Genomic DNA, 12,858 nt, shown 5'->3' with positions numbered 1-12,858 from the left:
CATCCGGGGATCAGGGGGCCGGACGGCGGCTGAAAACCGCAGCACATCCGGCCCCTTTTTTCTCTCTTTGAGACAGACAGCGGATCTGTTTACGCCGGGTAGGCGGTGCGCAGCTTCTTCAGGATCGGTTCGGCATAGGCCGACAGATTATCCCAGCCACCGATGACATGGCCGTCGATCAGGATCTGCGGCACGGTCTTCGCACCCGGAACCCGCTCCTGCATCGCCGAGAAAGCAGCGGTGGTGCCGACGTCCTTCTCTTCGTAGGGGATGTTGTGTTCCGCGAACCAAGCCTTGGCCTTGTGGCAGAACATGCAGGTTTCCTTGGTGTAGATCTCGACCTTCATCGTCGGTGCCCTCTCTGATGTGCGGTGTGTCGCGGTGCGCCTCAGCGCGGTGAGAACACCATACCCGATTGAGAAAACCATTCCAGACGATAGTTCCGATACTTTCAATCGGTTTTGACGATTTTTAGAATTCCCCTGCAAAAACAAACCCCTCCCCCGGTGTGCCGGGAGAGGGGTCTGGTCTTTTCAACCGGAAAACCGGATCAGCCGAGCGACTGAACGATTTCTTCGGTCATTTTCTTGGCATCGCCGAACAGCATCATGGTGTTGTCGCGGAAGAACAGCTCGTTCTCCACCCCGGCATAGCCCGATGCCATCGACCGCTTGATGAACAGCACGGTCTTGGCCTTTTCGACGTCGAGGATCGGCATCCCGAAGATCGGGCTGGCCGGATCGGTCTTGGCCGCCGGATTGGTGACGTCATTGGCCCCGATGACATAGGCGACATCGGCGGTCTGGAAGTCGTTGTTGATCTCTTCCAGCTCGAACACTTCGTCATAGGGCACATTGGCTTCGGCCAGCAGCACGTTCATGTGGCCCGGCATACGGCCCGCCACCGGGTGGATGGCGTACTTCACGTCCACGCCTTCCGCCTTCAGCAGGTCAGCCATTTCCCGCAGGGAATGCTGGGCCTGCGCCACCGCCATGCCATAGCCCGGCACGATGATGACCTTGGAGGCATTCTTCATGATGAAGGCCGCATCTTCCGCCGACCCGGCCTTGACCGCCCGGTCGCCGCCCGGACCACCGGCAGAGGCCACGGCGCTTTCGCCGCCGAACCCGCCGAGGATGACGTTGAAGATGGAGCGGTTCATGCCCTTACACATGATGTAGGACAGGATCGCCCCGGAGGCCCCGACCAGCGCCCCGGCGACGATCAGCAGCGAGTTGCCCAGCGTGAAGCCGATGCCACAGGCCGCCCAGCCGGAGTAGGAGTTGAGCATGGAAATGACCACCGGCATATCCGCCCCGCCGATCGGCAGGATCAGCAGGAAGCCGAGGGCAAAGGCCAGAATCACCAGCAGGGTGAAAGCGAAGTAGCTTTCAGTGCTGACAAACCACACGATCAGGACCAGCAGCAGGATCCCCAGCACCGCGTTCAGCGGATGCTGCATCGGGAACTGCAACGGCTTGCCGGAAATCAGGCCCTGCAATTTGCCGAAGGCGATGACCGAGCCGGAGAAGGTGATCGCCCCGACGGCGACGCCGAGGCTCATTTCCACCAGCGACCCGGCCTTGATGTGGCCGACGGTACCGATGCCATAGCTTTCCGGCGCGAACAGGGCGGCGGAGGCCACCAGCACGGCGGCCATACCGACCAGCGAGTGGAAGGCGGCGACCAGCTGCGGCAGGGCCGTCATCTGCACCCGCAGGGCGACGACGGTGCCGATGGTGCCACCGATGACGATGGCGACGATGATCAGGGCATAGCTCTGGACCACCGGTGACACCAGCGTGGTGACGATGGCCAGACCCATGCCGATCATGCCGAGCATGTTGCCCTTACGGGCGCTTTCAGGGTGCGACAGTCCGCGCAGGGCGAGGATGAAGCAGACGGCGGCGATAATATACGCCGCCATGGTGAAATCCGTGGCGCTCATCTGATGCGGTTCCCCTTACTTGCCCTTTTTCTTGAACATCTGGAGCATCCGCTGCGTCACGATAAAGCCGCCGAAGATGTTCACCGCGGCCAGAAGCACGGCAAAAAAGCCGAGAATCTTCGAGCCGGTGAAATCCACCGGGCCGGTCGCGATCAGGGCGCCGACGATGATCACCGAGCTGATGGCGTTGGTCACGCCCATCAGCGGCGAGTGCAGGGCCGGGGTCACCGACCACACCACATAGAACCCGACGAAACACGCCAGAATGAAGATGGTGAACAGATACCAGAACTCATTCCCGCCATGGGCGGCCCCGGCCTGCGCCGAGGTGGCGGCGGCCTGCGCCGCCAGAACCTGCGCCTTCATCGCCAGTTCGCTGGCCTGCTGGGCCACCACCTTGGCGGCTTCCTGAATGGCCTGAACAGATTGATCCATTATCCCTGTCCTCCCTGTCAGCCTGCGGCGGCGGGCGTTGCCGCCAGCGCCGGATGCACCACCGCGCCGTCGCGGGTGACGCAGGTGCCCTTCACCAGATCATCGTCCCAGTTGATCTTCAGGGTCTTGTCCCCCTTGTCGGTCAACAGCTGGACGAAGTTGAACAGGTTGCGGGAAAACAGGGCGGAAGAATCCCCCGGCAGGCGGCTGGCGACATTGGTATGGCCGACCACCTTGACACCGTGGCGGATCACCACCTCCCCCGGCACCGTGCATTCGCAGTTGCCGCCCTGCTCAGCGGCCAGATCGATGATCACCGAGCCCGGCTTCATCGTCTTCACCTGCTCTTCGGTGATCAGGGTCGGGGCCTTACGGCCGGGAATCAGGGCGGTGGTGATCGCGATGTCGGCCTTCTTCAGGAACTCGCCGACCACCTGCTTCTGCTTGACGAAATATTCCGGCGGCATTTCCTTGGCGTAGCCACCGGCGGTTTCCGCCTCTTTTTCCATGGCTTCGTCAACGACGACAAACTTGCCGCCCAGGGATTCCACCTGTTCCTTGGTGGCCGGGCGCACGTCGGTGGCATGCACCACCGCGCCGAGGCGCTTGGCGGTGGCAACGGCCTGAAGACCGGCCACCCCGGCGCCGAACACCAGCACCCGGGCCGGGGCCACGGTGCCCGCCGCCGTCATCATCATCGGGAACGCCCGACCGAATTCCGCCGCCCCATCAATCACGGCACGGTATCCGGCAAGGTTGTTCTGCGATGACAGGATATCCATCGACTGGGCGCGGGTGATGCGGGGCATCAGCTCCATGGCGAAGGAGGTGACCTTGCGGGCCTCCAGCGCCTTGACCACACCCGGCTGGGTCAGGGCATCCAGCTGGCAGAACAGCACCGCGCCTTCTTTGTACGAGGCGGTTTCATCGGTGCCTTCCTCTGCGGTCAGCGGACGGCGGACCTTCAGGATGATATCGGCGTCAGACAGCGCCGCCGCATCGGCGGCGACGGTGGCTCCGGCTTCGGCGAACTGGGCATCGGGGAAGGAAGAACCCTCCCCGGCACCGGCCTCGATCACAACGCTGTAACCAAGGCCGATCAGCTTCTTCACCGTCTCCGGGGATGCGGCCACGCGCAGTTCTCCGGCGCGGCGCTCCTTCGGTATGGCGATCTTCATTTGGGCGTATCCCTTGTGCCTGTTCCAATTGTGTTGGAGTTGCAGCAATATGGGGGTAACCATGCCTGTAACGGGGGGCGGTTGTGAAGCCCTCAACGACAGGAAATTCCGATCTCCCCTAAAAAAACCGATAGAATATTACCTGTGGGTGGGTTCCGCGCGAAACAGGCCTACACTTTCCCTACCCCTCCCCCTACCCGGCGCTGGGGATAACCTGCGGTTCTGTATCCAATATGCGCGGCTTATACCGGAAAATCATCAGCAAACCTCTCTGTTTGTTGATGATTGATCAGGAGTCTGCGCCCCTCAGCTGACTTTCCCCCGCCGTCAATCCCCTGTACCATACGCCTGCCCGGGGATCCTCCGGCGGACTTTATCCTCCGCCGGAGGATCCCCGTTGTTTTGCGAAACCCCATTGTTTTGCAAAACACGGTCTGGGGGCAGGCCGGGCATCAGCGCGACTTTGGTGGGGGACCGGGATCTGATGTTTTCAGGGCACCGCAGCATTACCTGGACCGGCGAGTTCCGGAACCGCAGCCGGGAAAAGATCTTCCTGACCGTCTCGGTGCCCCGGGCGCTGGGCACGGCCAAACTGTGCGTGGCCGCCACCACCCTGACCAGTCTGGGCTTCCTGCCGTTTGACCTGCTGATGCTGTCCGGCGACACCCTGCTGTTCTTCACCTTCGACCGGCTGCTGATCGCCCTGATCGGCCTGTCGGCGCTGCTGGCCCTCAGCCGGGCCCGCACCAGCCGGGCCATCATCTGGACCACCTATCTTCAGCAATATGCCTTCCTGACCCTGAACGCGCTGATCTTCAACCATCCGGCGCTGGAACGGCACGGCGGCATCCTGCTGCCGCTGATGTCCATCGCCCTGTTCATCTGCCTGCCCGGCAGCTTCCGGGCGGCGGCGGCGGTGTCGGCCTATGGCCCGGTGATCAGCCTGCTGTTCTGGGGAGTGCTGCGCCCCGACCCGGAAAGTGCCTCCGATCTGGCGGTGATCGGCATGATGATCGTCGCCGCCTTTGTCGCCGGATGGGTGACCCGCAGCCAGTTCAGCCGCCTGCAACGGGAAGAATACCTCCAGATTGAGCGGGAGCGCCGCACCAACCACATCCTGAAGGAAGCCAAGGAGGCCGCCGAGGCCGGGGCCCGCGCCAAATCGGAGTTTCTCGCGGTGATGAGCCACGAGGTCCGCACCCCGATGAACGGCGTGCTGGGGATGATCCGGCTGGTGCTGGACTCTCCCCTGCCGCCGGAGGACCGGCGACGGCTGGAAACCGCCTGCCAGTCGGCGGAAGGGCTGCTGACGGTGCTGGATGACGCGCTGGATTATTCCCGTCTCGACAGCGGGCAGCAGACTGACATGGAAAAAGCCCCGCTGTCGCTGCGCCAGACCATACAGGCGGTGGTGGACCTGATGGAACCGCGCGCCCGCGACAAAGGACTGGTGCTGACCACCGATCTGCCGCCGCAGGGGCCGGACTGGATTCTGGGCGATGCTGCCCGGCTGCGCCAGATCCTGTTCAACCTGCTGGGCAATGCCGTCAAGTTCACCCTCAACGGCGGAATCAGCCTTCAGCTGCGGTCCGAGCCAACCGCTGACGGGCGCACCCGGCTGGACCTGACCGTCGCCGACACCGGCATCGGCATCGCCCCGGAGCAACAGGACCGGATTTTTCAGGCTTTCAGTCAGGCCGACACCTCGATCAGCCGCCGCTTCGGCGGTGCCGGTCTCGGGCTGGCGATCTGCCGCCGTCTGGCCGAGCAGATGGGCGGTGGCATCACCGTCACCAGCACACCGGGGGCCGGCAGCCGCTTCACCCTCAGCCTGCCGCTGGAAACCGTCGATGCCCCGGCGCCCGGTGCCCCCCTGACCGCAGCCGCCAGCCCCCCGGCCCTGCGACTGCTGGTGGTGGAGGATGACCCAGTCAACCAGCAGGTGACTGCCGAAGTGCTGCGCCGCGCCGGTCACCGGATTGATGTGGTCGCTTCCGGGGCCGAAGCGGTGGCGCTGGCCGGAGAGAACCGCTACGACGTCATTCTGATGGATATGCAGATGCCGGGGATGGACGGACCGGAAGCCACCCGCCGCATCCGGGCCCTGCCCGCCCCGTTCGGGCAGGTGCCGGTGGTGGCGCTGACCGCCAATGCCATGCAGGAAGACGTGCGCCGCTGCCGCGAGGCCGGGATGAACGCCCATGTCGCCAAACCGTTCAATCCGGCGCATCTGCTGGACACCCTGCACCGCACCCGCGCCGAAACCCCGGCTCCCGCAGCCGCAGCGGGGACTGAGACCGCATCAGATCCGGCAGCGGATCCAGAGACCACACCCCGCACGCTGGATATCCTGCTGCGCTGTGGTCCGGCGGATCAACCGGACTGGTCTGCCGCCCTGCACCGCCACGGCGACCGGGTCTTCCCCTGCCGCAGTGATCAGGCCGCGCTCTCCATGCTGGCGGCCCGTTCCTTTGATGCCATGCTGATCATCCCGGAGGGCGACCCGGCGGCACTGGTTCCGTTCCTGCGGCATCTGGCCACCATCAACCACAGCCACGCCCTGCCGGCGGAAATCATTGTTGTCCCGGGCGGGCAGGACACCGGGCATGGTCTGGAGGATCTGCTGATCACCGCCGGCGCCCATCAGGTCCTGCCTGCCGGGATCCTTCCGGATGACGCCCTGCCCCTGCTGCCACGCACCGCCCTGCCGGGGATGCCGGATCCGGTGGACGAACCACTGGATGTGCTGATGGGGCCGGAACAGGCCCGCCGCCTGCGTCACCTGATGCTGGACGGTCTGCGCGACCTGTCGGACCACCTGACCACCCCCGGGCTGGACCGCGACACCCTGCACCAGATTGCCCACCGCCTGAAAGGCAGTGCCGGAAACATGCGGTTCCGCGATGCCGCCGCCCGCGCCGATGCGGTGATGCGGGATCTGGCCCCCGCCACCCCCGGCCCTGACGGAGATCCGGGCGAGACAGCCGCCCTGACCCTGATCCGCTGCCGCCAGTCGTTACAGGCGACGATCACGGCGCTGATCACCGATGTTGAACAGACCCTTGCGGCCCCCGCCGCAGCCGCCCCTGACCTCCCCCCCAGCCGAAAGGCCGCCGGACCGTGAACACCATCCTTGTTGTCGAAGATTCTCCCGAAAGTCTGGAACTGGTTGCCGGGTATCTGGAAAATCAGGGCTTCCGCTGCCTGCGCGCCCGCTCCGCCGCCGAAATGCGCGATGTGCTGCTGCGGCAGGCCCCGGCCCTGATCATTCTGGATGTCAACCTGCCTGATGCTGATGGCATCGAACTGGCGCGATCGCTGCGGCTGGCGGAAACCAGCCGCCTTATTTTCCTGACCAGCCGCACCGGCGATGACGATGTGATTGCCGGTCTGGATGCCGGGGGGGATGATTACGTCACCAAACCGGTCAACCTGCGCGCCTTGCTGGCCCGCATCAACAGCGTGATGCGCCGCAGCGCCAGTGCCGAAACGGTTGTGACCTTCAACGGCTGGATCCTCGACACCGTGCGGCGGGAGCTGTTCCGCCCCAACGGCCAGATGCTGGAACTGACCTCCGGCGAGTTCAACATCCTCGCCGCCATGGCCGCCCAGCGCCCGCAGGCGGTCAGCCGGGATTTCCTGCTGGATGTGATCAGCAACCGCGATCCCCGCAGCGTCAGCAGCCACACCGTCGATACACTGGTCGCCCGCCTGCGCCGCAAGATGCGCACCGAGACCGAGGACGCCCCGATCATCACCGTGCGCGGGGTCGGCTATGCCCTGACGCAGGGATAACCCCCCTCTCCGGACACCCCCTTCAGAGAAAAACCGCCCGCCGGAGGACCCCGGCGGGCGGTTTTCTGTTCTCAGGACCGGCTGTTTCCGGGGCTTACCCGGCGCGGATCTGGGCAAGGAAGACGTTCATCTTTTCCGACAGGGTTTCCGCCTGACTGGACAGTTCGCCCGCCGCCGTCAGCACCGAGGCCGAGGCCTCGCCGGTCTGCTGGGCTGCCCGGGTCACCCCCTGAATATGTTCCGCCACACCCTGCGTGCCATCGGCGGCACGGTGGACGTTGTGGGTGATTTCCCGCGTTGCCGCCCCCTGCTCCTCCACCGCGCTGGCGATGGTGCTGCTGATCTCGTCAATCTGGGCGATGATGCTGCTGATCGCCTGAATGGCCGAGACCGCCTCGCCGGTTGCCGCCTGAATCCCGCCGATCTGCGAGGAAATTTCCTCGGTGGCGCGGCCGGTCTGGGTGGCAAGGCTCTTCACTTCATTGGCGACCACCGCGAAGCCCTTACCGGCATCTCCGGCACGGGCGGCCTCGATGGTGGCGTTCAGGGCCAGCAGGTTGGTCTGGTTGGCGATGTCGGTGATCATCGCCACCACTTCGCCGATCTTCTGGGCGGAGGTGGCAAGGCCCTGCACCATTTCATCCGTGCGCTGGGCCTGCTGCACCGCCTGATGGGCGATCTGCGAGGAATGGGTGACCTGCCGGGCGATTTCGGAAATCGATCCGCCCAGCTCTTCCGCCGCCGCCGCCACGGTCTGCACGTTGGTGGTGGCCTCCTCCGACGCCGTGGCGACCGACGTGGCAAGGGTCGACGCATCGTTGGCGCTGCCGCTCATCAGTTCCGCCGTGTCCTTCAGCTGGGCGGCGGAGGCGCTGACCGCCTCGATGATGTGACCGACGCTGTCCTGGAAATCGTTCGCCATGGTCTGCATCAGCTGGCGCCGTTCCTCCTCAGCCCGGACAGCCGCTTTCTGCTGCTCTTCCTCCAGCTCGCGGGCGCGCAGGGCGTTGTCCTTGAACACCGCCATCGCCCCGGCCATCTCGCCGATTTCATCGCCACGCCCCATGGCCGGGATCGCCACCGACAGGTTACCCCGCGCCAGTTCCTGCATGGCGGAAGTCATCCGGCCAATCGGGCGGGACAGACCGTTGCCCAGCACCACCGCCAGCACCACGCCCAGCCCCAGACCGGCAGCGGCCGCGGCAATCAGGGTGGTCTCGGTGGCGGTCATGGTCTTGCCCATGCTGTCCTGAATCTCACCCTGCTCAGCCACCGACTGCTGGACGATATCGTCAAACAGGGTATCAAGCTTGTCAGACAGGATTTTCATCGGGCCATCCAGCAGGGTGCGCAGGGTGACCAGACGGGTCGAGGCTTCGGTGAAGGCCTCGCGGAATTCGGTGTAATGGGATTTGGCGTCGTCGAAGAACACCCGGGCCGAGGAATCCTTGGGGATGGCATAGCCGATCAGGTCCATCGGCGTTTCCATATCCTTCAGCAGGGTATTGGTACGGTCCGACAGTTCCCGCTTGTAGCGGCCAAGGTACATGGTGCCATACAGGCGGGCCTGAAGCGCCTTGTCGGTGGCGGCGCGGACGTAGGAAATCGCCTCGTACTGATTGGCGGTTTCCAGTTCCGTCTGAAGCACCGACAGGTTTTCCACCATGTTCTGCCCGGCCGGATCAAAGGTCAGGGTGGTGGTGGCCTGAAGCTGGGTCTGATGGCGGACCACGTCGCCGAAATAGCGCATGTAGGTCTGAAGGTCGCCCTGGATTTCCTCCAGAACCTTGGCCTTCTCCGGGATGGCCCGGGCTTTCAGGGCATCAAGGGCATCGTTGATTTCAATGAACCGCTTGCGGGCATCGGCCGCATCGGCGTCCCGGCCGCTGACCACAAAATCGCGGATACTGAGCCGCATGGTCAGGAAATCAATCTTAAGCTTCTGAATGGCCGCCGCTTCTGTCGCGGCGGTTTCATAAGTTTTGACCGCGGTGCGGGTGGTGCGGGATGACGAAACCGCAATGGCAGCCAGAACGGCCACCAGCAGAAGCAACGTCACGAATCCGAGGAAAATCTTATACTTAATCCGCAGAGAGCTGAAAATGCCTCCACTCCCTCCGGACCTGACCCCGTTTTGACCACCTGCGTTGGTACGAACCGCTTTCATCATGCCTTTCAAGGCTATCCCTCCTGCCGGTCTGAGAAAAAGGCGTACCCCCTCGCTCCTCTCACCAGACGTGTCCTGCGCGACATATCATCGACGACTGGTTTAGAATTCCCCAATGCGCCACGGAGACGCAATATAATTCTCATTTTGCAGTGCAATATCAGAGCAATATTCACCGAATGTGCCGATCATCATACCAAAGCGCCGCGAATTTTATCGACCCGGCGCACCGACCTTAAGCCTTTTGGTGAATATGGCATCTATTTATGCGAGTAAGTCCCCCTATAAAATCAGTTTATAGTGGGTATTTCCCGACTCCGCCCCTCAGGAACCCCCTTGCAGAGTCTGAAAGACCGCTGCACCGGCCTGCGGCGGACGCCACAAAAAACCCCCGCCACAGGGCGTGGCGGGGGCATCGGCAGGCAACAGGCGGTATTTTCTTAGACCTCAGACCCCAGCCCTCAGACCTCCGCCTGCGGATGGCCAAGGTGATAACCCTGCCCGAAATCCACGCCGATCTCACGGATGATCTCGGCGCTGGCCTCGTCCTCGACAAATTCCGCCACTGTGCGCAACCCGAACTCCCGGGCCATGGCGTGAATGTGTTCGACCATAATGCGGTCCCGCGGATCGGTGGCCAGATGGCGGACGAAGGACCCCTCGATCTTGACGTAATCCACCGTCAGATACTTCAGGTACAGGAAGGAGGAGAACCCGGAGCCGAAATCATCCAGCGCAAAGGCAATCCCTTCCGCCCGCAGGCCTTCCATCAGCTGGATCACCGTATCAAACTGCGGCAGTGCCTCGCGCTCGGTGATTTCCAGCACCACCTGCGACGGGGCCAGCCCTTCGGCGCGGATCAGGTCCGGCAGGCTCCGCATCCAGCGGGTATCGCCGATGGTCCGGGCCGACAGGTTGAAGAACAGCTTACAGCCCGGAGGGAAGGTCGCGGCCTTCTGCAACGCTTTCAGGAACACCGCCTTGTCGATTTCCTGCGCCAGCCCCAGTTCCTCGGCGGTCTCAATGAACTGACCGGCGGACAGGATCACATCCCCCTCCCGGATCCGGGCCAGAACCTCGTAACCGAAGATATCGCGCTCCTTCATGCCACAGATCGGCTGGAAGTACGGCAGCACCCGGTCCTCATCCAGCGCCCGCTGTACCTTGCGGCCCTGCCGGAAGGCATCCTGCACCAGATCTTCTTCGGTGGAATCCAGGGTGGCGACGCGGTTTTTACCCAGCCGCTTGGCCTTGTACATCGCCACATCCATGGCAATGCTCAGCCGCTCGACGTCCTGCCCGTTTTCGGGGAAGGACACCACCCCCATACTGGCATGCAGGCGGGTGTTACCGACCGGCAGGTGGATGGTGCTGCGGGTCAGGTCCTCGCGCAGGCTTTCCGCCAGCACCCGCGCCGCCTCCACCGGGGTGTCGGACAGCAGAACCGCGAATTCATCCCCGCCCAGACGGGCGATCAGATCGGTCCGGCGCAGACGCCGGTTCAGCACCGCCGCCAGCTCCTTCAGGGCCAGATCGCCGACCGGATGGCCGTAGCTGTCGTTGATGGTCTTGAAGTTATCGACATCCAGCAGCAGCAGCGAGAAATGGCGGCTGTGGCGGCGGCCCCGCTCCACTTCCAGATTCAGGAATTCATCAAACTTGCGGCGGTTGTACAGGCCGGTCAGGGGATCCCGCTCGGAATAATTCTGCAACCGGTCCTGATAATCCTGAAGGGTGGACAGCAGGCGGTTGAAGTGCTCTGACAGCTTGCGCACTTCCCGCAGGTGGCTGCCCTGCGCATCCACCCGCCGTGACAGGTCGGTGTTGCGGATGATCTCGTCGATGATCTTGACGAACTCGGCGATCGGGAACGCGACGAAATAGCGCAGCTTGAAGTACAGGGCGATGCACATCGCCCCGATCACCACCATGAAATACACAATCACTGACTGAATGACAAAACCGAGGGAGACTTTCAGGTTGGTGACCGGGAAGGTGATATCCACCACACCGTTGACATCCCCCACCTGCGCCTCGTGGCACTGCTGGCATTCCGGCTTGACCCGCACCGGATAGAGATACCGCAGGGAGTCAAGCTCGGTGCGCATCTGCTCCTCACCGGTGGTCAGGGCGGTGCGCAGCATGGTGTCCTGCATGCGGATATCCGCCTCGCCGGTGATTTCGCCGTACTGGCGGATCACCGGGGTCCCCCGGAACACCCGGATCGTCGCATCGGGGCGGGTCTCATTCAGGCGCTGGATGATGTCGGCGATTTCCGCCTTGTCCCAGCCCTTGCGCATGGCGGAATACAGGGACTGGAAGATCAGCTCGGATGTCTGGCGGGCGTCTTCCCGCGCCAGATCCTCCACCGCCTTGCGTTCGATAACGCCTGACAGCAACAACACCGTCGATATCGCCAGCGCCATCGCCAGACCGGATACAACCAGCATAAACTGACCGATCGTAAGCACCCGAAAAGGGTGCATTATCCGTAAGACCATCCCCTGCCGTCCCCTGTGCGCCCTCCCCCGGAAGGCGTTTCTGCCCGGCGGTGCCCATCCCTATGGCAATCCGCCTGCGCTCAATACAAAACAGCCGGATCAGGCTCTTCCGCCGGATCCGGCAAGACCATATCAACAAAAGGGATAAGACGGTATCCCCAATTCCACTTTCCGCTACACTTCGGGGTCAGACCATTGTCGAGCCCGTCAGCAGGCAGAAAACTGGGTCGGACGGCTGGTTCCGCCCCGGCAGTCCGGCACCAGATACCCCGAAAGCTGGAACAGCACCGCTTTCGCCGCCGGGGCCTGCGCCCCGCCCGGGAACGCCAGATCCGGGCCGGAAGCCCGGACCTGCCGCAGGGACTGCCCCTTGTAACAGAAGCTGGCCAGCAGATCGCCGCCCTCCGCCGCCGGAAGTTTCGCCGGGGTGCCACCCGCCTTCAGGGCACAGGCATCGTCGCCGTCGAAGGCCACCGGGGCCGAGAACACCAGCACAAAGCGGTAATCGGCCAGCTCCTTGCGCGCATCGGCGGGCAGTGCGGTGACGAAGCGCACCGGGCTGAAACCGGCAGGCGGCGGAAACGCCGCAGCGATATCGGCAGCGGTGGCCGACGGCGGCGGGGCATAGACCTCCAGCAGCATCGGCCCCCCGACCGAGCTGACATAGCGGTAGGCCGAGGCCGCCTCGATCGACGGCGCGACCGGAATGACGTGGGTATAGCGGGTGGCGTCGCAGGCCGACAGCACGACGGTGGCCGTCAGGGCCAGCAACGGAACGGAAAACCGGGTTTTCATTGACAACGCACCTGCCGTAAGACCGGATCAGGGGAAGGG

The 12,858-nt window shown here is 63.7% G+C and carries 9 protein-coding genes; 2 read left to right on the top strand and 7 right to left on the bottom strand.

What is annotated here, in order from left to right:
- Window positions 1-89: 89 nt before the first annotated feature.
- The 4 genes from FHS48_RS09215 to FHS48_RS09200 form a co-directional block, all read right to left on the bottom strand.
- Complete coding sequence (locus tag FHS48_RS09215; RefSeq protein WP_019646145.1) at window positions 90-347, bottom strand: glutaredoxin domain-containing protein; 258 nt, start codon at window positions 345-347, stop codon at window positions 90-92.
- 203 nt (window positions 348-550) lie between these two features.
- Window positions 551-1,948, bottom strand: coding sequence for an NAD(P)(+) transhydrogenase (Re/Si-specific) subunit beta (locus FHS48_RS09210; protein WP_184263281.1), 1,398 nt, complete (start codon window positions 1,946-1,948; stop codon window positions 551-553).
- A 15-nt stretch (window positions 1,949-1,963) separates the two neighbouring features.
- Window positions 1,964-2,383, bottom strand: a complete 420-nt coding sequence (locus FHS48_RS09205) for an NAD(P) transhydrogenase subunit alpha part 2 (RefSeq protein WP_019646143.1) — start codon at window positions 2,381-2,383, stop codon at window positions 1,964-1,966.
- Window positions 2,384-2,400: 17 nt separating this feature from the next.
- Window positions 2,401-3,561 carry a Re/Si-specific NAD(P)(+) transhydrogenase subunit alpha gene (locus FHS48_RS09200; RefSeq protein ID WP_184263280.1) on the bottom strand — a complete coding sequence of 387 codons (1,161 nt, stop codon included), beginning with the start codon at window positions 3,559-3,561 and terminating at the stop codon, window positions 2,401-2,403.
- 484 nt (window positions 3,562-4,045) lie between these two features.
- Here FHS48_RS09200 and FHS48_RS09195 point away from each other — a divergent pair, with 484 nt between their 5' ends.
- The gene (locus tag FHS48_RS09195; protein WP_184263279.1) at window positions 4,046-6,685 is read left to right on the top strand and encodes an ATP-binding protein; all 2,640 of its coding nucleotides are present in this window, start codon (window positions 4,046-4,048) and stop codon (window positions 6,683-6,685) included.
- Window positions 6,682-7,356 (top strand): response regulator transcription factor, encoded by a 675-nt coding sequence (locus tag FHS48_RS20445; RefSeq protein ID WP_184263278.1) that lies wholly within the window; start codon window positions 6,682-6,684, stop codon window positions 7,354-7,356. The genes FHS48_RS09195 and FHS48_RS20445 overlap by 4 nt, the downstream gene beginning before the upstream one ends.
- Window positions 7,357-7,450: 94 nt before the next feature.
- On the opposite strand, the gene FHS48_RS09185 is transcribed toward FHS48_RS20445, so the two are convergent.
- From FHS48_RS09185 to FHS48_RS09175, 3 genes are all read right to left on the bottom strand, one after another.
- Window positions 7,451-9,415 carry a methyl-accepting chemotaxis protein gene (locus FHS48_RS09185; protein ID WP_184263277.1) on the bottom strand — a complete coding sequence of 655 codons (1,965 nt, stop codon included), beginning with the start codon at window positions 9,413-9,415 and terminating at the stop codon, window positions 7,451-7,453.
- Window positions 9,416-9,984: 569 nt separating this feature from the next.
- Complete coding sequence (locus FHS48_RS09180) at window positions 9,985-11,973, bottom strand: putative bifunctional diguanylate cyclase/phosphodiesterase (protein WP_260402416.1); 1,989 nt, start codon at window positions 11,971-11,973, stop codon at window positions 9,985-9,987.
- 258 nt (window positions 11,974-12,231) lie between these two features.
- Window positions 12,232-12,819 carry a hypothetical protein gene (locus tag FHS48_RS09175; protein WP_184263275.1) on the bottom strand — a complete coding sequence of 196 codons (588 nt, stop codon included), beginning with the start codon at window positions 12,817-12,819 and terminating at the stop codon, window positions 12,232-12,234.
- Window positions 12,820-12,858 lie beyond the last annotated feature (39 nt).

Origin of the sequence: Novispirillum itersonii (assembly GCF_014205675.1) — a bacterium.
GTDB classification, from domain to species: Bacteria; Pseudomonadota; Alphaproteobacteria; order Rhodospirillales; family Rhodospirillaceae; genus Novispirillum; species Novispirillum itersonii_A.
The sequence above is the reverse complement of the archived record's forward strand: the minus strand, read 5'-3'. Positions and strand labels throughout refer to the sequence as shown.

Bases quoted from the DNA above. Each gene is read 5' to 3' on its own strand.
- FHS48_RS09205 (WP_019646143.1), bottom strand. From the start codon at position 2,383: ATGGATCAATCTGTTCAGGCCATTCAGGAAGCCGCCAAGGTGGTGGCC.
- FHS48_RS09180 (WP_260402416.1), bottom strand. From the start codon at position 11,973: ATGCTGGTTGTATCCGGTCTGGCGATGGCGCTGGCGATATCGACGGTG.
- FHS48_RS09200 (WP_184263280.1), bottom strand. From the start codon at position 3,561: ATGAAGATCGCCATACCGAAGGAGCGCCGCGCCGGAGAACTGCGCGTG.
- FHS48_RS09210 (WP_184263281.1), bottom strand. From the start codon at position 1,948: ATGAGCGCCACGGATTTCACCATGGCGGCGTATATTATCGCCGCCGTC.
- FHS48_RS09175 (WP_184263275.1), bottom strand. From the start codon at position 12,819: ATGAAAACCCGGTTTTCCGTTCCGTTGCTGGCCCTGACGGCCACCGTC.
- FHS48_RS09195 (WP_184263279.1), top strand. From the start codon at position 4,046: ATGTTTTCAGGGCACCGCAGCATTACCTGGACCGGCGAGTTCCGGAAC.
- FHS48_RS09215 (WP_019646145.1), bottom strand. From the start codon at position 347: ATGAAGGTCGAGATCTACACCAAGGAAACCTGCATGTTCTGCCACAAG.